The organism is Dactylosporangium sp. NPDC049742 (genome assembly GCF_040674675.1).
Lineage (GTDB): Bacteria > Actinomycetota > Actinomycetes > Mycobacteriales > Micromonosporaceae > Dactylosporangium > Dactylosporangium maewongense.
In genome coordinates, this window is record NZ_JBFANF010000109.1 from 1 (window position 1) to 25,545 (window position 25,545).

Annotated in this window: 25 protein-coding genes and 3 pseudogenes; 15 read left to right on the plus strand and 13 right to left on the minus strand. The window is 72.6% G+C overall.

Annotated features, from left to right (window positions below; translation table 11 throughout):
* Positions 1–300 (plus strand): annotated as a pseudogene (locus AB0J72_RS56380) (hypothetical protein); the annotation flags it as partial.
* Between the two features lie 33 nt (positions 301–333).
* Here the strand turns inward: AB0J72_RS56380 and AB0J72_RS56385 are convergent.
* Together AB0J72_RS56385 and AB0J72_RS56390 are read right to left on the minus strand one after the other, a co-directional pair.
* Positions 334–1,116 (minus strand): ABC transporter permease subunit, encoded by a 783-nt coding sequence (locus AB0J72_RS56385; RefSeq protein WP_363416708.1) that lies wholly within the window; start codon positions 1,114–1,116, stop codon positions 334–336.
* Positions 1,113–2,009, minus strand: a complete 897-nt coding sequence (locus tag AB0J72_RS56390) for an ATP-binding cassette domain-containing protein (RefSeq protein ID WP_363416711.1) — start codon at positions 2,007–2,009, stop codon at positions 1,113–1,115. Before AB0J72_RS56390 ends, AB0J72_RS56385 begins: the two co-directional genes overlap by 4 nt.
* Before the next feature lie 169 nt (positions 2,010–2,178).
* On the opposite strand from AB0J72_RS56390, the gene AB0J72_RS56395 reads away from it, so the two are divergent.
* The 3 genes from AB0J72_RS56395 (at position 2,179) to AB0J72_RS56405 (ending at position 4,745) form a co-directional block, all read left to right on the plus strand.
* Positions 2,179–3,090, plus strand: a complete 912-nt coding sequence (locus AB0J72_RS56395; RefSeq protein ID WP_363416714.1) for an NAD(P)/FAD-dependent oxidoreductase — start codon at positions 2,179–2,181, stop codon at positions 3,088–3,090.
* A 117-nt stretch (positions 3,091–3,207) separates the two neighbouring features.
* Positions 3,208–4,176 (plus strand): ATP-dependent DNA ligase, encoded by a 969-nt coding sequence (locus AB0J72_RS56400; protein WP_363416717.1) that lies wholly within the window; start codon positions 3,208–3,210, stop codon positions 4,174–4,176.
* Entirely contained in the window at positions 4,176–4,745 is a 570-nt protein-coding gene (locus AB0J72_RS56405; protein ID WP_363416720.1) for a GrpB family protein, read from the plus strand. Before AB0J72_RS56400 ends, AB0J72_RS56405 begins: the two co-directional genes overlap by 1 nt.
* 559 nt (positions 4,746–5,304) lie before the next feature.
* On the opposite strand, the gene AB0J72_RS56410 is transcribed toward AB0J72_RS56405, so the two are convergent.
* Together AB0J72_RS56410 and AB0J72_RS56415 are read right to left on the minus strand one after the other, a co-directional pair.
* The gene (locus AB0J72_RS56410) at positions 5,305–5,733 is read right to left on the minus strand and encodes a VOC family protein (protein WP_363416723.1); all 429 of its coding nucleotides are present in this window, start codon (positions 5,731–5,733) and stop codon (positions 5,305–5,307) included.
* Between the two features lie 20 nt (positions 5,734–5,753).
* Complete coding sequence (locus AB0J72_RS56415; protein WP_363416725.1) at positions 5,754–6,188, minus strand: AraC family transcriptional regulator; 435 nt, start codon at positions 6,186–6,188, stop codon at positions 5,754–5,756.
* 145 nt (positions 6,189–6,333) lie between these two features.
* Between AB0J72_RS56415 and AB0J72_RS56420 the strand changes: the two genes are divergently transcribed.
* Positions 6,334–7,218 (plus strand): polysaccharide deacetylase family protein, encoded by an 885-nt coding sequence (locus AB0J72_RS56420; RefSeq protein WP_363416728.1) that lies wholly within the window; start codon positions 6,334–6,336, stop codon positions 7,216–7,218.
* Here AB0J72_RS56420 and AB0J72_RS56425 read toward each other — a convergent pair.
* From AB0J72_RS56425 to AB0J72_RS56435, 3 genes are all read right to left on the minus strand, one after another.
* Positions 7,199–7,708: a metallophosphoesterase gene (locus AB0J72_RS56425; RefSeq protein WP_363416731.1), complete on the minus strand. Its 510-nt coding sequence runs from the start codon at positions 7,706–7,708 to the stop codon at positions 7,199–7,201. The genes AB0J72_RS56420 and AB0J72_RS56425 overlap by 20 nt on opposite strands.
* A 65-nt stretch (positions 7,709–7,773) precedes the next feature.
* Complete coding sequence (locus tag AB0J72_RS56430; protein WP_363416734.1) at positions 7,774–8,172, minus strand: RDD family protein; 399 nt, start codon at positions 8,170–8,172, stop codon at positions 7,774–7,776.
* A gap of 47 nt (positions 8,173–8,219) precedes the next feature.
* Positions 8,220–8,621, minus strand: coding sequence for a DUF2752 domain-containing protein (locus AB0J72_RS56435; protein WP_363416737.1), 402 nt, complete (start codon positions 8,619–8,621; stop codon positions 8,220–8,222).
* Positions 8,622–8,927: 306 nt separating this feature from the next.
* On the opposite strand from AB0J72_RS56435, the gene AB0J72_RS56440 reads away from it, so the two are divergent.
* From AB0J72_RS56440 to AB0J72_RS56455, 4 genes are all read left to right on the plus strand, one after another.
* Positions 8,928–9,821, plus strand: a complete 894-nt coding sequence (locus AB0J72_RS56440; protein ID WP_344504301.1) for an ABC transporter ATP-binding protein — start codon at positions 8,928–8,930, stop codon at positions 9,819–9,821.
* Positions 9,818–10,540 carry an ABC transporter permease gene (locus AB0J72_RS56445; protein WP_354898521.1) on the plus strand — a complete coding sequence of 241 codons (723 nt, stop codon included), beginning with the start codon at positions 9,818–9,820 and terminating at the stop codon, positions 10,538–10,540. The genes AB0J72_RS56440 and AB0J72_RS56445 overlap by 4 nt, the downstream gene beginning before the upstream one ends.
* 21 nt (positions 10,541–10,561) lie before the next feature.
* Complete coding sequence (locus AB0J72_RS56450; RefSeq protein ID WP_363416741.1) at positions 10,562–11,740, plus strand: sensor histidine kinase; 1,179 nt, start codon at positions 10,562–10,564, stop codon at positions 11,738–11,740.
* A 289-nt stretch (positions 11,741–12,029) separates the two neighbouring features.
* Positions 12,030–12,965 carry an aminoglycoside phosphotransferase family protein gene (locus tag AB0J72_RS56455; RefSeq protein ID WP_363416744.1) on the plus strand — a complete coding sequence of 312 codons (936 nt, stop codon included), beginning with the start codon at positions 12,030–12,032 and terminating at the stop codon, positions 12,963–12,965.
* 73 nt (positions 12,966–13,038) lie between these two features.
* Here the strand turns inward: AB0J72_RS56455 and AB0J72_RS56460 are convergent, their stop codons facing one another.
* Positions 13,039–14,160, minus strand: a complete 1,122-nt coding sequence (locus AB0J72_RS56460; RefSeq protein WP_363416747.1) for an FAD-dependent monooxygenase — start codon at positions 14,158–14,160, stop codon at positions 13,039–13,041.
* A gap of 74 nt (positions 14,161–14,234) precedes the next feature.
* On the opposite strand from AB0J72_RS56460, the gene AB0J72_RS56465 reads away from it, so the two are divergent.
* Positions 14,235–14,843, plus strand: a complete 609-nt coding sequence (locus tag AB0J72_RS56465; protein ID WP_363416750.1) for a TetR/AcrR family transcriptional regulator — start codon at positions 14,235–14,237, stop codon at positions 14,841–14,843.
* Between the two features lie 574 nt (positions 14,844–15,417).
* Positions 15,418–15,603 (plus strand): antitoxin, encoded by a 186-nt coding sequence (locus AB0J72_RS56470; RefSeq protein ID WP_344504295.1) that lies wholly within the window; start codon positions 15,418–15,420, stop codon positions 15,601–15,603.
* Positions 15,604–15,610: 7 nt separating this feature from the next.
* Here the strand turns inward: AB0J72_RS56470 and AB0J72_RS56475 are convergent, their stop codons facing one another.
* Entirely contained in the window at positions 15,611–16,117 is a 507-nt protein-coding gene (locus tag AB0J72_RS56475; protein ID WP_363416753.1) for a DUF1360 domain-containing protein, read from the minus strand.
* Between the two features lie 140 nt (positions 16,118–16,257).
* Between AB0J72_RS56475 and AB0J72_RS56480 the strand changes: the two are divergent.
* A pseudogene (locus AB0J72_RS56480) lies at positions 16,258–17,658 on the plus strand (DEAD/DEAH box helicase); the annotation flags it as partial.
* Positions 17,659–18,272: 614 nt separating this feature from the next.
* On the opposite strand, the gene AB0J72_RS56485 reads toward AB0J72_RS56480, so the two are convergent.
* Both AB0J72_RS56485 and AB0J72_RS56490 read right to left on the minus strand, forming a co-directional pair.
* Positions 18,273–18,674: a hypothetical protein gene (locus AB0J72_RS56485; RefSeq protein ID WP_363416756.1), complete on the minus strand. Its 402-nt coding sequence runs from the start codon at positions 18,672–18,674 to the stop codon at positions 18,273–18,275.
* A 5-nt stretch (positions 18,675–18,679) separates the two neighbouring features.
* A complete protein-coding gene (locus AB0J72_RS56490; RefSeq protein ID WP_363416759.1) occupies positions 18,680–19,096 on the minus strand; it encodes a hypothetical protein in 417 nt (138 codons plus the stop codon).
* Positions 19,097–19,249: 153 nt separating this feature from the next.
* Between AB0J72_RS56490 and AB0J72_RS56495 the strand changes: the two genes are divergently transcribed.
* Positions 19,250–20,497, plus strand: a complete 1,248-nt coding sequence (locus AB0J72_RS56495; protein ID WP_363416762.1) for an EAL domain-containing protein — start codon at positions 19,250–19,252, stop codon at positions 20,495–20,497.
* Here the strand turns inward: AB0J72_RS56495 and AB0J72_RS56500 are convergent.
* Positions 20,419–21,057: a hypothetical protein gene (locus AB0J72_RS56500; protein WP_363416768.1), complete on the minus strand. Its 639-nt coding sequence runs from the start codon at positions 21,055–21,057 to the stop codon at positions 20,419–20,421. The two genes, AB0J72_RS56495 and AB0J72_RS56500, sit on opposite strands and share 79 nt — an antisense overlap.
* Before the next feature lie 138 nt (positions 21,058–21,195).
* Positions 21,196–22,290: pseudogene (locus AB0J72_RS56505) on the minus strand (lytic polysaccharide monooxygenase); the annotation flags it as partial.
* Between the two features lie 190 nt (positions 22,291–22,480).
* On the opposite strand from AB0J72_RS56505, the gene AB0J72_RS56510 reads away from it, so the two are divergent.
* Both AB0J72_RS56510 and AB0J72_RS56515 read left to right on the plus strand, forming a co-directional pair.
* Positions 22,481–25,246 (plus strand): hypothetical protein, encoded by a 2,766-nt coding sequence (locus AB0J72_RS56510; protein WP_363416765.1) that lies wholly within the window; start codon positions 22,481–22,483, stop codon positions 25,244–25,246.
* 57 nt (positions 25,247–25,303) lie between these two features.
* The coding region (locus AB0J72_RS56515) for a hypothetical protein (RefSeq protein WP_363404836.1) at positions 25,304–25,545 on the plus strand (242 nt) is incomplete at its 3' end.

A 25,545-nucleotide genomic window follows, 5' to 3' on the forward strand; every position in this document is an offset into this window, starting at 1 on the left:
GAGTCGCTGATCCCGCTGCTCGACGAGATCCTGCAGAACTCGGCCGAGGGTGGCCTCGACGAGGTCGTCAGCTCGGCCCGGCTCAGCCCGGCTCGGCCCGGCTCCGTCCGGCTCGGCTCGGCTCGGCCCGGCTCAGCCCGGCTCAGCCCGGCTCGGCTCGGCTCGGCCCGGCTCGGCCCGGCTCGGCTCAGCCCGGCTCGGCCCGGCTCGGCCCGGCTCGGCCCGGCTCGGCCCGGCTCGGCTCGGCCCGGCTCGGCGGCCGAAGAGGGTGGCAGGGCCAGGGCCGTGCAGCATCGCTGAGCGCGGCCGGGCCGCAGCGGTGCGCGGGTGGGGTCAGGCGTCTCTGCGTCGCAGGACGAGGGTGCCGACGAGCAGTAACAGCGCGGCCCAGCCCGCCAGGACCAGGGCCGACACGGCCGGGGAGAAGGTCTTGAACGGGTTCCCGGAGCCGTCGACGCTGTACATGGCCTGGGCGGCGACCGTCGGCACGAAGCGCATGACGTCGTCGGCGCGGTCGGTGGGCAGAGCGGCGCCGAGCAGCGCCGGGCCGACGAACATGGCGGCGACCAGCGCGGTGATCGCACCGGCGGAGTGGCGCAGCAGCGTGCCGACGCCGAGGCCGAGCAGGCCGGTGAGGACGAGACCCGCCGCGGCGCCCGCGATCGCCCGCGGCACCTGCGGGTCGCCGAGCGAGGCGCCGTCGACGCCCAGGAACGCCTGGCACACCAGGAACGACCCGAGGCACACCACCGTCATCAGCGGCACCGTGAGCGCCGCCTGGGCGACGGCCTTCGCGCAGACGACGGGCCAGCGGCGCGGGACGGCGGTCAGGGTGGAGCGGATGGACCCGGTGCCGTACTCACCGGTCATCTGCAGGACGCCGAACACGCCGACGACGAGCACGACGAAGTCGACGGGCAGGAAGCCGGCACTGACGGCCCGGGCCACGTCGGGTGCCCCGCCGCCACCGAGGACGGAACGGTGCACGCCATAGCCGACCGCACCGGCGATGCCGACGGTGACGACGGCCATGACGCCGAGCGTGAGCCAGGTCGAGCGCAGCGACAGCAGCTTGCTCCACTCGGCGCGCAGCACGCGCGGGAACGTGAGCCTCATCGGTATTCGACCTCCGATCCGGTGAGCTCCATGTAGGCCTCCTCCAGGGACGCACGGCGCGGGGTGAGCTCGTGCAGGGCGATGCCGGCGGCGCGTGCGACGTCACCGATGTGCTCTGCGGTGGCGGCGGTGACGTGCAGCAGGCCGGGCTCGACGCCGGTGACGACGGCGCCGGTGGCGGTCAGGGCGTCGCGCAGCGCCGTGGCGTCGGGCGAGCGGACCACGACCGTGCCGACCGCGACCCGGGCGATCAGCTCGGCGACGGTGGTGTCCGCGAGGAGCCGGCCCCGGCCGACGATGACGAGGTGCTCGGCGGTGACGGCCATCTCGCTCATCAGATGGCTGGAAACCAGCACCGTGCGGCCCTCCGCGGCGAGGTCCTTCAACAGGTTGCGGATCCACAGGACACCGTCGGGGTCCAGCCCGTTGACCGGCTCGTCGAGGATGATGACGGCGGGGTCGCCGAGCAGCGCCGCGGCGATGCCGAGCCGCTGCCCCATGCCGAGGGAGAACCCGCCGGCGCGCCGGTGCGCCACGGACTCCAGGCCGACCAGCCCGAGGACCTCCTCGACGCGGGCGGCCGGGATGCCGTGGGTGTGCGCGAGCGCCAGCAGGTGCGCGCGTGCCGACCGTCCCTTGTGGACGGATCGGGCGTCGAGCAGGACGCCCGCCTGCCGCAGCGGGTCGGGGTGCGCCCGGTACGGACGGCCGTTGACCGTCGCGGTGCCCGACGTCGGGTGGTCCAGCCCGACGATCATGCGCATGGTGGTGGACTTGCCGGCACCGTTGGGCCCGAGGAACCCGGTGACCTGCCCGGGCTTCACGGCGAACGACAGTGCGTCGACGGCGACGGTGCCGCCGTAGCGTTTGCTCAATGCCTGCGCCTCGATCATGCCCCGACGCTACGACCGGTCACGGACCCGCGACGACAGTCTCAGGTAGCGACCCGAACCGCGATCACTCGTCCTCAGGTAGGACCCGCGTCCTACCCGCAGACGACCCACCCTTGCAGTTTCGGCAAGGACCATTGCGGTTCGCGCCACGGCGACGGACGCTCGTGGCATGGACAACGACTACGACGTAGTGATCATCGGCGGCGGCGCGGCCGGCCTGAGCGCCGCGCTCACCCTGTCCAGGGCCCGCCGCCGGGTGCTGGTCATCGACGCCGGCGAACCCCGCAACGCCCCCGCCGGCCACGTGCACAACTACCTCGGCCGGGAGAGCACGCCGCCGGCGGAGCTGCTGTCGATCGGACGGGCCGAGGTCCACCAGTACGGTGGCGAAATCCGCGACGGCGTCGTCACCGCCGTCACCGGTGCATCGCCGAAGTTCGCCGTCGAAACGGCGGACGGCCGGACCGTGTCGGCGCGGCGGATCCTCGCCACGACCGGCCTCGTCGACGAGCTGCCGGACATCCCCGGCCTCACCGAGCACTGGGGCAGCCGGGTGCTGCACTGCCCGTACTGCCACGGCTGGGAGGTCAGGGACCGTCCGGTCGCCATCCTCGCCACCACCGGCATGGCGGCCCACCAGGCGCTGTTGTGGCGGCAGTGGACCCCGCAGGTCACGCTGCTACGGCACACCGCTCCCGCCCCGACCCCGGACGACGTCGCGCGGCTGGACCGGCGCGGGATCCGGATCGTCGAGGGCGAGGTCGTCTCGTACGGCGCGGACGGCGCCCACCTCGCCGACGGCACCATCGTGCCGGTCGAGGCCCTGGTCGCGATGGGACGGGTGGCGGCACGCGCCGCGTTCCTCGAGCCGCTGGGACTGGCACCGGCCGCCTTCGAGGCGCACGGCGTGCCGCTGGGCACGCACCTCCCCTCCGGTCCCGCCGGCACCACCAGCGTCCCCGGGGTCTACCTGGCAGGCAACGTCACCGAGCCGATGGCCACGGTCATCGCCTCGGCCGCCGCCGGCGTCAGCACCGCCGGTCTGATCAACATGGATCTGGTACTGGAGGACGCGACGTGACCCACGTTCGTTGAGGGTTCGCCCCGGCTGCGACTGGCGGCCGGGGTCACGTCACGTTACGCTTCCTAGGACACTAGGTTCCAGGGTTCGGGACCGGACGGGGGTTACGGTGTGGCGGTGACCGCTGCGAATGAGGAGCGCGACGGCGTCGCGCTGACGAACCTCGACCAGACCCTGTTCGACGAGGCGGGGGCGACCAAGCGCGACCTGGTCGACTACCTCGACGCCGTCCGTTCGCAGATCATCCCGGCGCTGACGGGGCGGCCGCTGTCGGTGGTGCGGGTGCTGCGCGGCCAGGCGCCCTTCATGCAGAAGAACCTGCCGAAGTACACGCCCGACTGGGTGCCCAGGGTGACCGTCTGGGCCGAGTCGTCCAAGCGCAACGTCACCTACGGGCTGTGCGAGGACCGGCGGACCCTGCTGTGGTTCGCCAACCAGCGCTCCATCGAGTTCCACCCGCTGCTGTCGAAGGCACCCGACTTCGCGCACACCACCCACATGATCCTCGACCTGGACCCGCCGGCGCCGGACGCGTTCGGGCTCGCGGTCGGCGCGGCCAGGCTGATCCGGGCCGTGCTCACCGACCTCGGCATGGACAGCGTGGTGAAGACGAGCGGCGCCAAGGGCCTGCACGTGTTCGTGCCCATCGACGCGCACGCGCCGATGGAGGACATCGCCGCCGCCACCCGGGCGGTCGCCGCCCGCGCCGCCAAGCTCGACCCGTCCCTCGCCACGACCGCCTTCATCCGCGAGGACCGCGAGGGAAAGGTCTTCCTCGACCCGACGAGGGTCGGCGGCGCGACGGTCGCCGCCGCGTACAGTCCACGGCTGCGCCCCGGGACGCCGGTCTCGTTCCCGGTCGCCTGGGCCGACCTCGACGACGTCTCCCCGGCCGACTTCACCGTCCACACCGTGCCCGCCCTCCTCGCCGGCGCCGACCCGTGGGCCGAGCGGATGCCATCCCCGCAACGACTCGACGCCGCGCTGATCGAGGAAGGCCACACGATCCCCGTGCCACGCGTGCAGGCGATGCACGAAGGCAAACGCCGCGCCAAGGCCAAGCGTGAAGCCACGGTGGAGCCCTGATGCCGATCGTCGTCGACGCGCCGCGCGAGGACTGGACCGCCCAGGGCCTCGCGCTCGCCGCCCGCCTCCTGCACGACCTGGCCCCGCACGCCGCCGCCGTCGAGCACATCGGCAGCACGTCGATCCCGGACATGCCCGCCAAGCCGATCCTCGACCTGCAGGTCAGCGTGGCCGACCTCGACGCGCCGCTGGACGCCCCGCTGCAGGCCCTGGGCCTGTCCCGCCTGCCGTTCGAGCGCGACCACGTGCCCGCCGGCCTGACCGACGACCCGGCCCGGTGGACCAAGCGGATGTGGTCCGGTCCCGGCATCAACCTGCACGTCCGGCGCACCGGCTCCCCGAACGAACGCCTGGCCCTGCTCTTCCGCGACTGGTTCCGCGCCCACCCCGCCGCCGTCCCGGCCTACGGCGCCTTCAAGTCCGCCCTCGCCGACGCCCTCTCCGGCATCCCCGACGACCTCGGCATCTACAGCGACGTCAAGGACCCGGTCGTCGACCTCGTCATCGTCGCAGCGGAGGAATGGGCCGCCGCCACCGGCTGGTCAGCGCACACCAACAAGCAGCCATGAGCCCAGCCCTCCGCAACCCTGAGCCGTCGGCGACCGCGACGATGAGGTGGTCGCCGGTGGCGTCCTAGGCGACCCGGTAGACGTCCTGCAGATGGCGTCGCTGCTGCCGCATGAGCCGGCGTCGCGGCCCGGCGTCGCGGCCGACCTGCAACACCCCCGCACACCGATGCCCACCAGCCAGCCCGACGCGACGCCATCCGCGCATCGCTGATGGTCCCGCGCACCGCTGAACCGGCCACACCCGTCGCAGAGCCAGCCATCCCGAACACGACACCAGCCAACCCGATGCGAGGCCATCCACGCGTCGCTGAGCCGGTCACGCCACCCGCGGAACGGCCGCTCCGAGTGTCAGGTCGGGGCGGGTCGCGGCGTGGAGGCGGTCCTGTCGGAGCCGCTCACGTGACCCCACCCGCGGCCGGCAACGTCGCAGGCCGCGATAGCCGTCGTGCCGGGCAGGCCGGTTGTCGAGCGTTCGCCGTCAGCAACCTCCACGTACATCGCGGGACTCGGGGCGAAGGTCAGGGCGAAGCGACGCGTCACCTTGGTGGACTGGCGTCCGTCAGCTGGAGTCTGACGGCGTGAAGGCGCGGGGCTCGACTAAGACCAGCCAGTTGCCGGTGATGTCGCGCATGACGGCCTCCACGCCATACGGGCGGTCGGAGGGCTCTTGCAGGAACGTCACCCCCTTCGCGGACAGCTCCTCGAACGTCTTGTGGCAGTCGTCGACGCGGAGGCCGAGCGCGCCCATCTGACCCTTCTCCAGCTGGCGGCGGACGAAGGCGGCGGCCTCCTCGTCGAGCGGCGGGCCGGGGAGCATGAGGGTCACCTCCAGCTCCGGCTGGCTCGGGTGGCCGATCGTCAGCCAACGGTAGCCTTCACCCAGCGTGACGTCGGTGCGGACCTCGAAACCGAGCACGTCGACGTAGAAGTCGCGGGCTTTGTCCTGGTCGAGGCAGTACAGCGTGACAAGCGAAACGTTCGAGATCATGTGGACAACGTTACTGACCGTCAGCTTCTGGGTGCTTCTCCAGAATTGCGCGTCAGCACGCCGTTCATGAACAGGAAGCAGCCCGGGACGTGGGGATTGCCGAGCGCCGCCCAGCGATCCCGGTAGGCGGTCGGGCTCTCGCCCACGATCGCGGTGAACTTGGAGGAGAACGAGCCGAGGCTGCTGAAGCCGACCAGCATGCAGATCTCGGTGACGGTCAGGTTGGCGGAGCGCAGCAGGTCCTGGGCGCGCTCGATCCGGCGGCGGGTCAGGTAACGCATGGGTGTCTCGCCATACGCCGACTCGAAGCTGCGCACGAAGTGGTACTTGGAGACGCACGCGACGGCGGCGACGGCGTCGAGGTCGAGGGGCTCGCGATAGTGCCGGTCGAGATGGTCCCGGGCACGGCGTAGATGCGGTAGGAGCTGCACGGGCACCGCCCTGGTCGTCGTCATGCCAGCACCATAACGGCAGTATCGAGTCCCATAACCCTATGTATTCACATGCCTCCGTTCTGTTAGAGGGGATGTGAATCATGCCCGGATTCGGCTACGTTGGCCGGGCAACGCGTTTTGCCGTTTGTTGTAAGGAGCGTTCAACGTGCCCCGACGCAGGTCCGTGGTCACGCTGCTGATCGCCTCGATGCTCGCCCTCACGGCGTGCGGGTCGGACAAGAAGCAGGACCACCAGGCCGCCCGGCCAGCCACCGGCACCCCTTCCGCGACGGCGTCCGCGGACCCCTCCCCGACGGCCGACGTGTCGCCGTCGGCGGGCCCGTCCGCCTCGAAGTCGCCGGCCGGGAAGCCGTCGCCGAAGGCGAGCGCGTCGACGGTGAAGGGGCCCGAGGGCACGTTCGTGATCCGCCCGCCGGGCTCCGGTCACGGCGCCGCCGGCTCGCAGAGCCGCACCGGGACGACCGCGGTCGCGTTGACGTTCGACGACGGGCCCGACCCGGTGAACACCCCGAAGATCCTCGACCTGCTGCGGGACAACGGCGTCAAGGCCACGTTCTGCCTGGTCGGCTTCCGCGCCCGGGACAACCCGGCGCTGGTGCGGCGGATCGCCGACGAGGGGCACACCCTGTGCAACCACTCGTGGCAGCACCTGACCAATCTCGCGAAGAAGGATCCCGGCTACATCGACTGGGACCTCAAGCGCACCAACGAGGTCATCCACGCCGCCGCCCCCGGCGCCCCGATCAAGTACTTCCGCGCGCCCGGCGGCAACTTCAGCCCCGGCCTGATCGCGAAGGCGAAGGACCTGGGGATGGCGTCGATCTACTGGGACGTCGACCCCGCGGACTGGAACCACACGAAGGACGCCGACGACGCCGCCCACATCAGGCGGGTCATCGCCGACGTGAAACAGCACGTCCGGCAGGGCTCGATCGTGTTGTCCCACGACAACAAGCAGCCCGACACGATCATCGCGTACCAGACGCTGTTGCCGTTCCTGAAGCAGTACTTCACGCTCGAGGCGCTCTGAGCACCTGGTGCAGCACCGTGTCGACGAGTGCCCCGCCGGTCACGGTCGCGGTCATGTAGGTGGCGTACGGCTGGCGCCTGCGGTCCGTCGGTGAGCCCGGGTTGAGCAGTCGCAGGCCGGCGGGTGTGACGGTGTCCCACGGGATGTGCGAGTGGCCGAAGACGAGCAGGTCCCGGCCCGGGAAGCGGGCGTCGCAGCGCTGCTCGCGGCCGGTCGCCGGGCCGGTCTCGTGCACGACGGCGACCCGGAGCCCGTCGAGCTCGACGTCGGCGACCTCGGGCAGCCTGGCCCGCAGCGCCGGGCCGTCGTTGTTGCCGTGCACGCCGATCAGCCGCGCGCACCGGGCCTCGAACTGGTCCAGGAACGGCTCGTCGACCCAGTCACCGGCGTGGATGACGACGTCGGCGGCCTCGACCGCCACCCACAGCTGGGCCGGCAGGTCACGCGCCCGCTGCGGTACGTGGGTGTCGGCGACCAGCACGAGCCTCATCACGCCGACGCTACCGGGCGCATGAAAAAGCACCCCGGAGGTCCGGGGTGCTTTCCATGGCGTACTTACGCCTTGGTGACGACCGTGCCGACGATCTTGTCACCCAGCGTCTGCTTCTTGGCGTCCCAGAGCGGGAAGAGCCAGCCGATGTAGCAGATGATGCTGTCGACGACGTGGGCGATGTCCCGCAGGAACGCCATGCCCGCACCGATCGGCTGGCCGGTCTGCTCCTTGACCAGGTACAGGCCCAGCGCCTTCTTGCCGAGGCTCTGGCCCTTGCCGCCGAGGATCCAGCGGTTGTACACGATGTAGCCGAAGCCGAGCAGCGCGAACACGAAGTAGATCGGGCCGAGCGTGCCGTCGTCGTTGCGGCCGACGCCGGCGCCGATGCCGAACAGGAGCCAGGCGGGGATGTAGTCGACGATGAATGCGCCGACCCGCACGGGCCACGTTGCGAGGTTCATGGAACTCCTTGGACGAGAAAAGTGGGGGTACTGCAACACGTTCCGGCTCAGGAGTACCCGAGCCGGTGCAACTGGAAGGCCCAGCTCATGGCTGCCGCCACGAGCATGACCCAGCCCATGCGCGATCGTGCCCTGCCGGACCACGGCACCGGAGCACCGACCACGCCGACCTGGCGCAGCAGCAGCAGCGGTACCGTGACGGCGGTCATCGCCGCTACGCCCAGGATGGCCGGATTCGCCGCCGCCGAGGCCACGACGTGTCCGTGCACCAGCTCGACCGCGGCGGTGGTCAGACCGCAGGCCGGGCACGGGACGCCGGTGAATGTGCGCAGCAGACACGGCGCACCGAGACCGGTGGATGCCGTGAACATCGGCCAGAACGCTCCGGCCACCGCGATGCCGGCGCCGAGGGCGCCGATGCGTTCGGGGACGGACAGCTGCTTGCGCACGTGACCTGCTCGATCGACGGTATGGGACCGCGATCGTATGGCACGGGATCAGGCCATCACCACCCCGTTAGCTCATCCGAACGACCGACATCTACACCGAAGGAGGCTACATGAGTCGGCAGATATCAGTACACAAGCGGATGTAACGGGCGGAGACGCAATGATAACGATACGAAATATTTGCCCGATGGACGCGTATCAGGGTGCTCGGGTGATCCGGCATGCACCCCGGCATGACATCCGTCATGGGGTCGCGGGTGACGCCGGACAGATCCGCCGGGGTGGATACCCGGCGATGCTTCTGGCATGACGAACGCAGCAGTCCAGTTGACCGGCCTCACGAAACGGTTCGGTGCGCTCACCGCCGTGGACGGGCTGGACCTCACGATCCGCCGCGGCGAGGTCGTCGCGCTCCTCGGCCCGAACGGCGCGGGCAAGTCCACGACGATCGACATGCTGCTCGGCCTCCTGCGCCCCGACGAGGGCACGGTCCTGCTCGACGGGCAGTCCCCGGCGAAGGCGATCGCGAAGGGCACCGTCGGCGCGCTGCTACAGAGCGGCGGCCTGCTGCCGGACCTCACCGCGGGCGAGACGGTGCGCCTCACCGCCGCCCTGCAGCAGCGGTCGCGTCCGGTGCCGGAGGTCCTCGAACGCGCGGGGGTCGCCGAGTTCGCCAACCAGCGTGTCGGCGGCCTCTCCGGCGGGCAGCAGCAGCGCATCCGCTTCGCGATGGCCCTCGTCGCCGACCCCGACCTGCTGGTCCTCGACGAGCCGACGACCGGCATGGACGTCGAGACCCGCCGCGGGTTCTGGACGACGATGCGGCAGGAGACGGCGCAGGGGCGCACGGTGCTCTTCGCGACCCACTACCTCGACGAGGCCGACGCCTACGCCGACCGCATCGTGCTGCTGCGCTCCGGCCAGGTCATCGCCGACGGCACCGCCGCGCAGATCAAGGCGGCCGTGACCGGCCGGACGATCCGCGCCACCCTCCCCGGCGCCGACCTCGTCGGCCTCGCCGCCCTGCCGGGCGTCGACCGGGTCGAGACCCGCGGCGACGTCGTCATGCTGCACTGCGACGACTCCGACACCGCCCTGCGGTCCCTGCTCAACTCCACCGACGCGCGCGACGTCGAAGTCACCGCGCGCAACCTCGAAGACGCCTTCATCGCCCTCACCGCCGCCGGGAGCAGCAAGTGAACACGACCTACCTCCGCATGGAGATCGTCCGTCTCGTCCGTAACAAGCGCGTCGTCATCTTCTCGATGCTCATGCCGGCCCTGCTCCTGCTCATCATCGGCGGTGTCTCCGTCGGCGGCGACGCCGACGCCAAGAAGTACGTCATGGTCAGCATGGCCCTCTTCGGCGCCATGACGGCCGCCCTCACCAGCGGCAGCACCATCGCCGTCGAGCGCGGCCTCGGCTGGAACCGCACCCTGCGCCTCACGCCGCTGTCCCCCGGCGGGTACGTCGTCAACAAGGTCATCGTCGCGCTGCTCGTCGCCATCCCGCCGGCCCTCGTCACGTTCCTCGTCGGCGCCCTGGGCCTGCACATCCGGCTCACCGCGACCGAGTGGGTGCTGTGCTTCGTCGGCGCCTGGCTGTCCGCGCTGCCCTTCGCCGCACTCGGCGTCGTCATCGGCTACCTCGCGAAGCCCGACGGCGTCCAGCAGGTCACCGCGCTGCTCAACCTGACCCTCGCCGCGTTCGGCGGGCTCTGGGTGCCGGTCTCGCTCATGCCGGGATTCATGCAGCAGATCGCGAAGCTGACCCCGTCCTACTGGACCGGGCAGGTCGCCCGCAGCCCGCTCGACCACGGCCACATCGACGTCCAGGCCATCCTCGTCCTCGGCGGCTGGACGCTCGTGCTGGCGCTCGTCGCGCTGCGCCGGTTCCGCGTCGACACCGCCCGCGCCTGAGTCGTCGGTACCGTGTCCGTCATGAGTGACCCAACCAGCCGCCGGTCCACACCCAGGTTCTTCTGGCTGTGGGCCGCGGTCTGGCTGTTCTACATGGCCGGCCCCATCGGCGACGCCTGGCGCCGCCCGGAGGTCTGGGAGCGCGTCGCCGGTCTCACCGCGGCGCTCGCCTTCTGCGTGCTCTACCTGATGTCGTTCGTCGCCGCCCGCGCCGCGATGCGACGCACCGGCGCCCCCATGGTCCTTCCCTCCGCGGCGTGGCGGCTCGGGGTCATGATCGCCCTCACCGCGGCGCTCACGCTCATCGTCGGCGAGTCGGGCCTCACCGCGCTGGTCTACGTCGGCGTGATGGCCGTGTTCTCGCTCGGTCCGCGCCTCGCCTGGACCGTCGTCCTCAGCGCCGCCGCGTGCGCCGCCGCCCTGCCGAAGCTCGTGCCCGGCTGGGACGGCGGCATCGACCTCACCTTCGCCGTCCTGGTCGCCGCCCTCGCCGTCTGGGGCGTCACCCGCGTCGTGCAGCGCAACGCCCAGCTCGCCGAGGCCCGCGAGGAGATCACCCAGCTGGCCGTTGCCGCCGAACGCAACCGCTTCGCCCGCGACCTGCACGACCTCCTCGGCCACTCCCTCACCGTCGTGTCCGTGAAGAGCGAGCTCGCCGCCCGGCTGGTCCGCATCGCCCCCGACCGCGCGGAGGCCGAGCTCACCGACATCCAGCGCCTCGTCCGCGAGGCCCTCGTCGACGTGCGCGCCGCCGTCTCCGGCTACCGCGAGATGTCCCTGGCGACGGAGCTCGCCTCGGCGCGCAGCGCCCTGGACGCCGCCGGGATCGAGGCCGAGGTGCCCCTCACCGCCGAGGCCGCCGACCCCGCCCGGCAGCAGCTCTTCGCCTGGGTCGTCCGTGAGGGCGTCACCAACGTGATCCGTCACAGCGACGCGAAACACTGCTGGATCCGCCTGGAGCACAACGCCGTCGAGATCAGCGACGACGGCCGCGGCCCCACCACCCGCCCGGCCGCCGCGGCGTCCGCGACGGACGCCTCCACCCGGGCCGCTGCCACCCGGGACCGGGCCGGCCACGCAGACCTCGACTCGCCGGGCCACGGCCTCGCCGGTCTCCGCGAACGCGTCGACTCCGCCGGCGGCACCCTGACCATCGGCAACCGCGACGGCGGCGGGTTCGTCCTGCGCGCCACCACCTGACCGTGCCACCCCACCGAGCGCCGGGCCCTCGCTACGGCGGCGCCGCCGTATTGCGGTTGCCGGCGGTCCGGCCGGCGGGCAGGCTCCGACCGATGGAGGCACCTCCCGTCCCGAACGGATCGCGGCGGCCGGGCCGCGTCGGCGGAGCAGCTCAGGCGACCGGCACGGACGGGCCGCCCGGAGCCGCGCCCGGAGCCACGCCCGCTGCTGCGACACCGGCCGCGACCGACGCCGGTCAGCGACTGATGCCGGTGGTGCCGGGTGCGGACGGCGCAGGAAGGACCGGACCGTGACAAGCACGGACAACAGGCCGCCGAGGTGGGTCGACGAGGCGTTGCCGGCGACGGTACGGGCGAAGGCGGAAGCTGCCGGGGCGCACGACTGGCTGCGGCGGTTGCCCGAGCTCGTCGCCGACATCGAGGCGGACTGGGCCGTCCACGTCGGGCGGGTGTACACCGACGCCACCGAGGCCTTCGTCGCCGACGCCACCATGACCGACGGCACGCCCGCGGTCCTGAAGCTGATCGTGCCGCGCGCGGGCAACGCCACGGCCCACGAGGTGACGGTGCTGCGGCTCGCGGGCGGCGACGGGTGCGCGCGGCTGCTGCGGCACGACGTCGCCCGGGACGCGCTGCTGCTGGAGAAGCTCGGACCGAGCCTCTTCGAGCTGGGGCTGCCGGTCACCACGCGCCACGAGATCCTCTGCGATGTCGCGAGCCGGGTGTGGCGGCCGGCGCCGGACGCCGGGCTGCCGACCGGGGCGGCGAAAGGCGCGTGGCTCACGACCTTCATCACCGGGGCGTGGGAGCGGCTGGACCGGCCCTGCGCCGAACGCACCGTCGCGCACGCACTCGCCTGCGCCGAGCGCCGCGCCGCCGCCCACGACGACGAACGGGCCGTCCTCGTCCACGGCGACGTCCACGAGTGGAACACGCTGCGCGCCCCCGACGGCTTCCGCCTCGTCGACCCCGACGGGTTGCTCGTCGAGGCGGAATACGACCTCGGTGTCATCATGCGCGAAGACCCGGTGGAGCTGATGGCGGCCGACCCACGTGACCGCTCGCGCTGGCTCGCGGCCCGCACCGGCCTCGACGAGACGGCGATCTGGGAGTGGGGTGTCGTCGAACGCGTCTCGACGGGCCTCGTCCTGGTCCAGGTCGGCCTCCAGCCGCTGGCCGCCCAGATGCTCGCTGCCGCCGACACGATCGCCGCGATGCGCACCTGACACCTCCAAGAGCAGTGGTGAGATCGTTCGGGTCGAAGTCTGGCGGAGCGGCCGGCGGCCGCCCGTCGGTTGATCAGGCGTGCGAGAGCATGACGCGGGCGGCGACGTTGCGGGTGGCGATGCCGAGCCGCGTCTTCGGGATCAGCATCGTCGCGGCGAGGCCGGCGGCGCGCTGCTTGGCGTCGGTGCGGGTGCGGTGAGCTGCCTCGTACGCCATGAACGCCGACGCATGGTCGGACGGACTCGCCGCGAGTGCGGTCGCGAGGGTGTGCGCGCCGGCCATGGCGAGGCTCGAGCCGTCGCCGAACAGGGAGACACAGGACGCCGCGTCGCCGAGCAGCGTCACCCGCCCCCGTGACCAGGACGGCAGGCGGACCTGGCTGACGGAGTCGAAATAGAGGTCGGGTGCCGCCTGCAGCCTGGCGAGGAGCTCGGGGACCCGCCAGCCGGCGCCCGCATAGGCCTCCGTGACGATGCGCTTGTGCTGGGCGGTGTCGCGGTGGTCGAAGCCGTCGACCATCGGACCGCGGAAGATGAACGCGACCATCGCCCGGCCCGTGGACGGATGGATCGACACGAGCCTGCCGGGCGTGTTGTGCATCAGCACGTCGTGCGGATGGTCGGCCGGCTCGTCCAGCGGCATCGTCGCCACCCAGACGCCCATGTGCCGCACGAACTCGCGCTCGGGGCCGAAGACGAGCCGGCGCACCGCGGAGTGCAGGCCGTCGGCGCCGACGAGGAGATCGAAGCGGCGCGGAGCGGCCCGCTCGAACGTGACGTCGACGCCGCTCGCGTCCTGCGACACCGACGTGATGGTGTCGTCCCACAGCAGCTCGGCGTCGCCGCGGGCGGCCTCCTGCAGGATCTTGGCGAGGTCGCCACGGGGAAGCTCGACCTCACTGTTGCCCGCCGCGCTCTTGGAGCTCGGCATGGGGATGCGGCCGGCCGGGCGGCCCTTGGCGTCGATGACGAGCATCGAGGTGGCGTGGGTGGCGGCGGCTCGCAGCTGGGGCATGATGCCCAGCTCCTCGGCCACGGGCAGCGCCGGGCCTCGCACGTCGACCGGATTGCCGCTGGAGCGCTGGCCGCTCGCGCGCTCGACGATCGTGGGCCGGAACCCGCCGCGGGCCAGGAAGTGGGCGAGTGTCGGGCCGGCCACGCCGGCGCCAGAGATGAGGACGGTGGGAGGAGTCATGCCACCACGATAGCTGCATCCAGTGCAGAATTGCAATGAGTGCGAGTCGGCAGTTGATGCGGTACGATGTCGGCATGAGCTTGCGTGACCGCAAACGCGCCCGAGTCCGGCAGTCCCTCGTCGACGCCGCGACCGAGCTGTTCGAGCGGGACGGCTACGAGCGCACGACCGTGGCCGACATCGCCGCGGCGGCGGACATCGGCACGCGCACGTTCTTCAGCTACTTCGCGAGCAAGGAGGAGCTGCTGTTCCCCGAGAGCGACCGCCGGGTCCAGGCGACGGTCGACGCGATAGCGGCCCGCGACCCAGAGGACTCGCCGGTCGAGGTGCTGATCCGCGCCCTGTATCTGACCGGCGTCGACAGCGACGACCTGACCGACCGGCTGGCGGCGTTACGGCTGCGGCTGATCCGGGAGGTGCCGGCGGTGCGGGGGCGGGCGCTGCAGATCCAACTGGACGCCCAGCAGCAGATCGCGGCACATCTGGCCGAGGCGTTCCCGGAGCAGTTGGACCGGGTCAAGGCGGGGGCGTTGGTCGGGGCTTTCGTCGGGGCGGTGACCGGGGCGGTGCAGGTGGTGATGGAGGACCTGCCGGCGCATCACGACCCGAAGGAGATGCGGGCGGCGGTGGAGGAGGCGACGGGCGTGGCGCTGCGGCCTTGGATGACGACGCGGCCTCGCTAGGCGCCGATGGGGGTGCGGGCAACGTCGTCGCCTCGCACGCCGCCGGGCCAGCGCGTCGAGCCAGTGCGTCGGGGCAGCAGGTCGAGCCAGCGTGCCGAGCCAGCACGCTGGGCCAGCGCGCCGAGGCAGCGCATCGGGCCAGCGTGTCGGGCTAGCAGGTCGAGGCAGCGCGCTGGGCAAGCGCGTCGAGCCAGTGCGTCGGGGCAGCAGGTCGAGGCCAGCACGTCGAGCCAGCGCGCTGGGCAAGCGCGTCGAGCCAGTGCGTCGGGGCAGCAGGTCGAGGCCAGCACGTCGAGCCAGCACGTCGAGCCAGCACGTCGAACCAGCACGTCGGGCTAGCAGGTCGAGCCAGCACGTCGAGGCCAGAACGTCGAACCAGCGCGCCGGGCTAGCAGGTCGAGCCAGCAGGTCGAGGCCAGCACGTCGAGCCAGCATGTCGGGGCAGCACGGCAAGGCAGCCGGGTGGGAGCGGGGACCGCGCCGGATGGGTGACCTGGGGAGGGCGGTCGGGCATGATCGTGGCACAGTGGCACGAGTACGGGAACAGTGCGGAAACGGACAAGGGGGACGAGCGATGAACAGCTTCTTCGACAGGGTGAAGGACCTCGCCGACCAGCACGACGACAAGGTTGACGCCGCGCTGGAGAAGGTGGGCGACATCGTCGACGACAAGACCGGCGGCAAGCACACGGAGCACATCGAGAAGGCCGTCGACGCCGCGCAGCAGCACACCGGGGGCGGGGACTCCACCAAGCAGTGAGCGGAGGTCAGCCGGCGGCCTTCTTCGCGGCGGAGTAGGCCAGGTGCAGGAAGTCGGCGCCGGCGATCGCGGACGCCACGGCCATGCCGAAGCGGGTCGCGCGGGGGGCGAACACGAGGCCGGCGCCGAGACCTGAAGCGACCCAGACCGCGGTGCAGAACGGGCAGGTCAGGAGCTCGCCGAGGGCGTGCTGGACGCCGTGGCCGCGGGGGGTCTCGTTGACCTCCGCGGAGCCCGCGGCGCTCTCGAACTGGGTGACGGGGGCGCGCAGCGGGCTGGTGACGGCGTCCTTGGTGATCAGCCGGGACAGCTTGTGGGTGGAGACGGCCAGCAGGGCCACGTCGGCCGCGGCGGGGCGCTCGGAAAGCCGCTTTCCAGTGAGCTTGGCAACACCGGCGGCCGTGGCGACGGCGGCGCCGAAGACGGCCATGACGGTGGCGTACCCGCGCAGCGGACGCTCATCGGGCGCCTTCCGCGCGTAGGTGGCCGCGGTCCGGACATCGATGTCTGCCATGGATTGGCAGCTACCCGGACCGTCCGAGCCGCAAACCAGGTGATCGTCTCGGGTACGATGGGTCCGCACCGTCGGCCCCCGCGCCGCGACCACCACCGTCAGCGCCGGGCAGGACGACCCCTCAGACGTTCGGAGACTTCATGGCGGTCCGCCGCCTCATCCCTGCATCCTCGTCGGCGACCTTCGCCGATCTCGGCGTTCCAGCACCGCTCGTCGCCGCGCTCGCCGCCAGCGGCGTGACCGAGCCGTTCCCGATCCAGACGGCCACGCTGCCGGACGCGATCGCCGGTCGTGACGTGCTCGGGCGGGGTCGCACCGGCTCCGGGAAGACGTATGCGTTCGTGCTGCCGGTGCTGATCCGGCTCGCCGCGAGCCGGGCACCACGACGCCCCGGACGCCCCCGGGCGCTGGTGCTCGTGCCGACCAGAGAGCTCGCGACGCAGGTCGAGGCCGCGATGGCCCCGCTCGCGCAGGCGCTGTCGCTGCGCACGCAGGTCGTGTTCGGCGGGGTGGGCGCCAACCCGCAGATCGCCGCGTTGCGCGCCGGGGTCGACGTGCTCGTCGCCTGCCCCGGGCGGCTCGACGACCACGTGCGGTCCGGTCACGCGCGCCTCGACGACATCGAGGTCACCGTCCTGGACGAGGCCGACCACATGGCCGACCTGGGCTTCCTGCCGGTGGTCCGCCGGCTGCTCGACGCGACGCCCGCCGACGCGCAGCGCCTGCTGTTCTCGGCGACGCTCGACGCCGGCGTCGACGTGCTCGTCCGCCGGTACCTGAGCGACCCGGTGACGCACAGTGTCGACCCGGTGGCGGCACCGCCGGTGGACATGACCCATCACGTGCTGCACCTGCGGGACGAGGACCGGTTCCCGGTGCTGGTCGAGCTGACCGCCGCGCCCGGGCGGACCGTGGTGTTCACGCGCACGAAGCGCGGCGCGAAGACCCTCGCGCGCAAGCTCGTCGCCGCGGGTGTGCCGGCCGTGGAGCTGCACGGCAACCTGGCGCAGAACGCCCGCGACCGGAACCTGACCGCGTTCTCCGACGGCAGCGCCCGCACGCTGGTCGCGACCGACATCGCCGCGCGGGGCATCCACGTCGACGACGTCGCGCTGGTCATCCACGCCGACCCGCCGGCGGAGCACAAGGCCTACCTGCACCGGTCGGGCCGCACGGCCCGGGCGGGCGCCAGCGGCACCGTGGTCACGCTGATGACCGACAAGCAGACCGGTGACGTGCGGCAGCTGGCCCGCGAGGCCGGGATCAAGCCGACGATCACCAGGCTGCGCCCCGGCGACTCGCTGCTGACCGAGCTGGCCCCGGGCGTGCGCACGTTCCATGAGCCGCCCGCCGAGCCGGTCGCCGTCCCCCGGCAGCAGGGTCGCGCCAGGGCCGAGGACGGCACCGACGCCCCGCGCACCGCGGGTCGCCGCCGTTCGGGTCGCCGCCGTGGAGCGGGCAGCGCGGCAGAAAGTGCCACGAGCCCAAGCGTCGCCGGTACGACCACAGCCCCCGCCTCCCCCACCCGCCGCGGCACCGCGCTCGCCGCGGAAGGCCCCGGCCGGACCGGACGCCGGAGCGGAAGCGCGCGCGGCGGCGAGCCGAAGGCACGCGGCGGCGAGGAAGCAGCGGCCCGCGGCGGAGCCGCGACGGCACGCCGGAGCGGGGAAGCCACGGCGAACCGGGGTGGGGACACCACGGCACGCCGCGCCGGAGACGGCACCGGCCGCCGGAGCGGGGAGGCCACGGCAAACCGGGGCGGCGACACCACGGCACGCCGCGCCGGGGGCGAGGCCGGTGACTCGGGCAGCGGTCGCCGGCGCGGACGGCGCCCCGCCACCCACCGCGATGGGCAGCGAGATGGCCAGCGGGAGACCCAGGCCGCGGCCGGCGGAGGCGCCCCGAAGACCGGCGGCACCGCGGCGACCGCACGGCCGTCCGGCGCCGCGGCGTTCTCCGCGCAGACCAGGGTCGGCCGCAGAAGCGGACGCTGAGCAGCCCCCGGCCGGCGTGCCGGGGGCCCAGCGGTACACAAGCAAAGCGGTACACAAGCACCAGCGAAACGGCGGACAGCGCCACCGGTACACCGGCGGAACAGCGAAAACCAGGAACGCCGGTGGGACGGCACAACCGGTACACCGGCGGAACAGCGGAATCAGACGGGCAGGCCCCAGCGGACCAGCACCCGCTCCGCGCGTGACGGGTCGACCTTCACGGACACCCGCTGCCCGATCCCCGCCTGCGCCGACGCGTGCAGCGGCAGCATCGTCTCGACGGTCACCGGGTAGGGCGGCTTGCCGGCGTGCTCGACCAGCAGGTTCAGGCGGACCAGCGGGACCATGTTGATCCGCGTGCCGGTGTCGACCAGCCCGAGGATCGTCGCCGCGCCGGGTGTACCGATCTGCTCCAGCTCCAGGTTCGCGGTCTGCGCCTGCATGCTGAGCTGGGCCTGCTGCATCTGCGCCATGCCGGCGCGCATCTGGGCGGCCGGGTCGTAGGTCGCGTCGATCGCCCGTGCCTGCTGGTTCAGCCGGCGCAGGTCACCGAAGAGGCCCACGGGGGTCAGACCTGACCGAACAGGTTGCCGTAGTGCACGGCGAGCTGGGTGTCGCCACGCATGCGGGCCGGCCAGCCGGTCGCGGCCTCGTCCCACGAGGCAGCGGGCACGCCGAAGGACTGCGCCTTCAGCACCAGACCGTCGGCGTTGAGGCCCTCCTGCGAGGCGGCCTTCGAGATGCGGGCGTACATCACCAGGTCGACGCCGGCGATCGGCGCGAGCCGCGGGTCGTCGGCGGCGATACCGGTCGCGACCGGGGCACCGTAGGCGTTGGCGGCGCCGTAACCCTGCATGCCGTAAGCGGCCTGCTGCTGGGCCGCGTAGGCCTGCGCGGCGGCGCTGGTCTGCTGGGCCTGGGCGACCATGCCCGGCGCGGCGGCGGCGACGTTCCGCATGTCCTTGAACTGCTTGAAAAGTCCCATGATTCCCTCATCTGCATCGGTGTCCCGCATGACGGTAGGGATCCGGTTCGGCGCCCGGCGTCAGGAAAGCGATCGACTCTCTGTCACCAAACCGCACCGTGCCCTGCACCACAGAACCTCAGGACCCCGAAGCGGCCGCCGACGGTGCAGGACATGGCACGAGCCCGCTCCGAGTCCGCCCGGCAGATCGCCGAGCTGCTCAAGACCGCCCGCGAGGCGCTCGGGCTGAGCCTGGCGTTCATGACCCGCCTGGACGAGACGACCCAGCACCTGGAGGTCGTGGAGTCGGCGCTGCCGATGCTGTTCCGCGACGGCACGACCCGCCCCCGGGCCAACTCGTTCTGCCAGAGCATCATGGACGGCCGGCTGCCGGCGGTGATCCCGGACGTCACCAAGTTCCCGGAGGCGATGAAGCTGCCGGCGGCGAGGATGCCCCGCCTGCGCAGCTACGTGTCGGTGCCGGTGGTGCTCAGCGACGGCACGGTCTACGGCACGTTCTGTGCGGCCGGGTTCGGGGCCGACAAGCAGCTGTCGAAGCGTGACAAGGCGCTGATGGAGGTGCTGTCGCAGGCGGCGGCGGTGATCATCGAGCCGGACTTCCGCCGGCGCGAGCTGCACGCGGAGATCGGCGCCCGGCTCGGGCCGGTCATCGAGGCGGGCGGGCCGCAGGTCGTGCTGCAGCCGATCGTGGACGTGGCGACGGGCCGGCGGATCGGGGCGGAGGCGTTGAGCCGCTTCCCGCAGGCGTGGCACCGCCCGCCGGACGTGTGTTTCGCCGAGGCGCACGAGATCGGCGTCGGCGACCGGCTGGAGGTCCTCGCGCTGCGGAAGGCGGCGGAGCACCTGGCCGGCGTGCACGGGTACGTCGCCATGAACATCTCACCGGGGACGCTGCTGACGCCGGAATGCCTGGACCTGCTGGGCCGCCTGCCGCTGGACCGGATCGTGCTGGAGTTGTCGGAGCACCAGCCGGTCGAGGACTACGACCGGCTGAAGCAGGTCCTCGCCCCGCTGCGCGGCGGCGGGATGCGGCTGGCCGTCGACGACGTGGGTGCCGGGTTCTCGTCGCTGCGGCACATCGTGCTGACCCAGCCCGACGTCATCAAGCTCGACCGCAGCATCGTCACCGGCGTCGGCACCGACCAGGTGCTGCGCGTGCTCACCCGGTCGCTGGTCGACCTGGCCGCCGGGTGCGGCGCCACGGTCGTCGCGGAGGGGGTGGAGACCGAGGCCGACGCGCTCGCGCTCGCCGGCCTCGGTGTCCACTACGGTCAGGGCTGGTTCTTCGGGCGCCCCGGGGTCCCCGCCGCGCTGCGGCCCAGCTATGCGCTGAGGCAGCCGATCCTGGACGCGCCGACGGCCACGTCGTCGAACCAGAGGGTGTCGTCGCCGACGCCGTAGCTCTCCCAGCCGAGGCGCAGGTCGCTGACCCGCGGCGCCCACGCCTTCGACAGCCACTGCTGGTCGATGTCGGCGGTCGGCACCCCGTCGACCTGCAGGCCGGGCACGGCGGTGCTGTTGAGCCACGTCGTGAGCAGCCCGCGGCCGTCGACCATGAACTCCACGCAGTTCCACTGCCCGGTCGGCAACGGGCGGCTCTGCGCGACACCGGACGGGCTCTGCGCCGGCAGGGTCGCGTCGTCGGACTCACGGTTCCACTGCAGGGCGCTGTTCTGCCCGCCGAGGCGCAGGTCCTTGCCCCCGTCGGCGTTGTCCTTCAGCGCCGCGAACGCCACGTGCGCGGCCGGCAGGGCCGTCGTGTGCCGGACGTACAGCCGCCCGTACCACACCGAGCCCAGCCCGCTGAGGTCCTTGGTGGGCCGCACGTAGACGTGGTTGCAGTAGCCCGCCTTCCCGTCGATGCGGACCGACTTGCTGCCGCTGTGCACGACCGCGGTGTCGACGGTGGCCGTGCCGGTGCCGGAGCAGTTGGCGTTGGAGACGCTCCACGCGCCGGACACCCCGCCGCTGGTCTGGCTCTCGAAGCCGTCGCAGAAGGCGGCGCCGGTGCAGCCGGCGGGCGGCGGACCCGACGACGTGGACGCCGACGGCGAGACCGACGCGGAGGCGGACGGCGACGTGGGCGGCGGGTTCTGCCCGTTGGCGCTGCAGCTGAGCTGCGGTGCGCTGCCCGTGGCGCCGTTCACCAGCATGCCGAAGCTGGTGCTGCCACCCGCCGGAACGGTGCCGTTCCAGCTCACGTTGGTCGCCGTGACGGCGGTGCCCGACTGGGTCACCGTCGCGTTCCAGCCCTGGCTCACCTGCTGCCCGCCGGTCCAGCTCCACCCGACGCGCCAGCCGTTGACCGGTGCGGTGCCGGAGTTGGTCACCTTGACGTCGGCCTGGAAGCCGCCCTGCCAGCTGTTGGTCACCTGGTACGTGGCGGCGCACCCGGCGTTGCCGCCCGGCGGCGGCCCGCTGGACGTGGGCGGTTTCGGCGACGCCGACGTGGAGGCCGACGCCGAGGTCGACGGTCCGGGGCCGGTGGTGCCGACGCCCGTCACCTCGCCGTGGCCGCCGTCGAACATCACGTCGGAGCAGCCGTAGAACGTCTCGGTGCTGTCCGAGCGGGACCACACCGAGTAGATGATGTGCCGGCCCGACTTGTTGGACGGCAGGCGCCCGTTCCAGTAGTAGTGCCCGTCGTTGGTGCCGGGCGAGCCGACCTGCGCCGGGTTGGTCGCCTGCAGGAACGGCGTGGACTCCAGGTCCGACCAGTTGAACTGCCGCGTCGGGTCGAAGCCGTCCTTGGTGACGTACAACGAGAACGTGCCCGGGTGCGCAGCCCAGTTACTGTAGTCGAACTCCATTGTGGAGCCTGACGTGAGGTGGGTCAGCGGCCAGTCGGACCGGTTCAGGTCGAAGCCGGAGAAGTCGTAGACGGTCGCGGCGCCGCTGCACAGCTTCCCGTCGGGGATGAACCCGCTCGTGCGGCCGGCCCCGTCGGAGCGCAGCATCGCGAACCAGTTGTAGAGCGAGTTCGGACCGCTCTGCGCGACCGCCGCCGCGCACGCCGGGTTCTTCGGCTGGATCGCGCCGGTGGCGTTCAGGCCGTCCTTCCAGCACAAATAAGTCCGGCTGCCGGGCACCATCATCGCGCCGTGCGCGGCCGCCGGGTCCGCCGCGATGACCACCGTGCCCGTTCCGGCGACCGCCGCGGCGAGCCAGAGCGCCAGTCTTCGTCGTCGATTCATGGAACCTCTCTCCAGAAGGCATTCACTGCCCTGGATTGCACGGGGTGTGAGCGGCGCATGGCAACGAACCGGCGACCGGAGGACGTATCGACGCTGGACGGCCGTGAAACATTCACCGGATGGTCGGATATTTCGATACTTCAGGTGAACCGCTCGCGTTGAACACGTGCGACCCTCGATGCTTACCGCCATGTCGAGCACTGGACCGGCAGCGGTCCTTGAAGCGGCGGAGCTCTGCTCTGTTGCCGGCGATCACGCCGATGCCGCCCACCTGCTGGCGGAGGCCCTGATCACGGGCCCCTCAGACCCCGATCTGCTGCGCGCGCTCGCCGCGGCGCAGTTCGCGATCGGCTGGGACGGCTGCGCGCTCGCCCTGCTCGCCGAGGCCCACCGGGTCGCCCCCGACGACGAGGCCGTGATCACCGACCGCAACATCGCCCTGCGTGACCACGGACGGTTCGTGCAGGCGCTCGCCGTGCTCGGCACCGCACCCCGCCGGCTGCTGCGCGCGAACACGTACACGGCGATGAACCTGCCGACGCTGGCGGTCGACACCCACCCGGCCGGTCTCCGAAGCCACTGGGAGCGCACCGGCGGCCTGCTTCAGTTCCGGCGCCGGCGGCGCGAGGAGGAGCGCGTCCTCGCCGGGCTCGTCGAGGCGGCCGGTCCGCCCGCCCGCGCCGCGGTGGACATGTGCGCGCTGCTGACCCGGATCGTGAACGGCACGGCACAGGACCGCGACGCGCTCGCCGCCTGCGGCGCCGCCACCGCGCACCTCGACGGCGGCCGGCGGGCCGAGGCCGCGACAGTCCTCGCCGACGCGCTGCGCCGCGACTCCACCCACCCGCTGCTGCTGCGCCGCGCCGCGCTGGTCGCCGAGCGGCTCGGCCGGAAGGAGCCTGCGCTCGCGCTCTACCGCCGGCTCGCCGCCGACCCGAGCCCGATCGAGGTGCTGGTCCGGCAGTGCACGCTGCTGATCGAGATGGGTCGGCTGCCGGAGGCGGTGCGGTTCGCCGACAGCCTGCCGGTGGAGACGGCGGGCGCCCGGGCGCTGCGGCGGGTGGTGGCGCGGGCGTATCACGCCGCTGGGCTGCCGGCCGCCGCGTGCGGCGCCTTCGACGCGGACGACCGGCAGCGGCGCCTGTGGTGGCAGACCGGCGGCCCGCTGCCGGCCGTGCGTCGCCGGCTGCGGCGCCGCGACGAGGAGGCGATCGCGGCCTGGGCGGCGCTGTCCGTCGAGGAGGTGCTGGGTCCGCTGGCGAGCGTCCCGGCGTCGGAGCTCATGGTCGCGGCCGCCCACGCCGCGGACGCCCTCCACCGTGCCGAGCGCGCCGAGGAGCGGGCCGGTCGGGACGCCGCGATCGACGTCCTCGCCGCCGGCGGGCAGGACCCGCAGATCGTCAAGGAACTGGCGGTGCAGCTGTTCCTCGCCGACCGGGAGGACGAGACCCTCGCCCGGTTGGACGACCTCGCGGCGTCGCACCCTGACGACATCGACGTGGTCGACGGCCGGGTCGCGGCGCTCACGTGGCTGGATCGTCCCAGGGCGGTCGTCGAGCTGCTGGAGGCGGCGGCACCGGCGATCCGTGCCACGCCCCTCGTCCGGGAGCGGGAGGCGGCCTTCTTCGCCTACTACCGGTTGCGGGTCCTGGCGCTGGATGCGATCGGGCCCGCCCCGACCACGCCACAGTGGTCGCGCGGCAGGCGTCGCGCACTCTGGTGGCGCACCGGCGGTCCACTGTGGATGGTCCGGCAGCGGATGCGCGACACGGACCGGGCCGCCCTCGCCGCCTGGCGCAGGGGGGTCGCCCCACTGCTGTCCACCCTGGACGCCGTGGTCCCGGCCGCCGATCCGGCGGCCCGGTCCGTCGTCGACGGGCACGCCCTGGACGTCGAGACCGTCACCTTGTGGTGGCAGCGGGCCAACGCCGTGGTCCGCGCCGTCGCCGGCGTCGCGGCGGCCGTGGCCGCGAGCCCCGTGCTCGGCGCGATCGCCGGTAGCGAGTTCGAGGGCGCCGTCGCCGCGGGCGCCGTCTACCTGACGGCGCACCTGCTGCTGTTCCCGGCCGCCCGGGCCGACGACCGCCGCGCCGTCATCACCCGGGCGGCGCCGTTGATCGCCGGGTTCGCACTGGCCGGCACGGCGCTGTACCGGGGTCAGGACGGCCCGCAGGCGTTCGCCGGCGCGATGCTCGTCGCCGTCGCGGCCGTCGGCGCCGCCCGGCTCGCGGCCGCGGCGGGGTGCCGGCTCGTCGCGGCCTGGGCGATGCGCCGGTTCCAGCGGCGTGCGCCGCGTGCCGTCGCACTGACCGAGACCCTCGCCATGCTCGACGAGCTGCGGCGGGTCGGGCGGCGCAACGACCTGCGGTGGCGGCGGTTCTGGGTGGAGCGGCTGGAGCGGATCGCGTACGCCGTCGAGCACGACCTCCCGGCGTCGTTCGGGCTCGTCGACCCCGACACGCACCGGCAGCTCACCGACGGCGGGCGGGGTGCCGCGCGGGCGGTGCGGCAGCTCAAGTTCCTGGTCGCCGCGCCCGCGTCGGCCGACGCGTGGCGGCGGGTCGAAGAGGTGCTGCGGCACAACGCGGGGGCCCTCGCGACCGGCGAGCTGGGCCGGTTGCGGCGCGCCGCGGCGGTCGCGGTCCCGGCACCGGTGCGGCGCAGCCGCCGCACGGTCGCGACCGAGGCGCTGCGGGTGGCGGTGTTCGCCGGGCTGCCGCTCGCGGCGGTGTACCTGGCCCAGCCGTGGCTCAGCTTCTCCGAGACCGTGCACGACTGGGCGAAGGTGATCGGGTTGGCGTGGGCGCTGCTGTACCTCCTGCTGCACCTCGACCCGACGCTGCGGGAGAAGCTCGGCACGGTCCTGGCGGTGCTGGGGCAGGGCCAGCCGCCGAGTGAGGAGCGACCCGAGGCGCTGGCACGTTTCCGTGATTCGGCGAGGTCAGCGGCTCCGTAATGTTTGGTGCATCGCAAGGAACACTTCGCGAACCACCGACATACAAAGGGATCTGACATGAGCGAGTACGGCGAGATCGAGACCGGCGAGCAGCACGAGGCGCTGGACCAGCTGCACCAGGTCGACGCGAGTGAGAGCAACTACGACTCGCAGTTCGGGGTGTACGAGCAGGACCACGCGGCGGCTGAGTCGACGTCGTTCGACCAGGGTCACCAGGTGTCGTACACGGACCCGAGCGGCGCGCGGTACGAGGAGTCGGACTTCACCTCCTACGACCACTCCTCGGCCGAGACGGACCA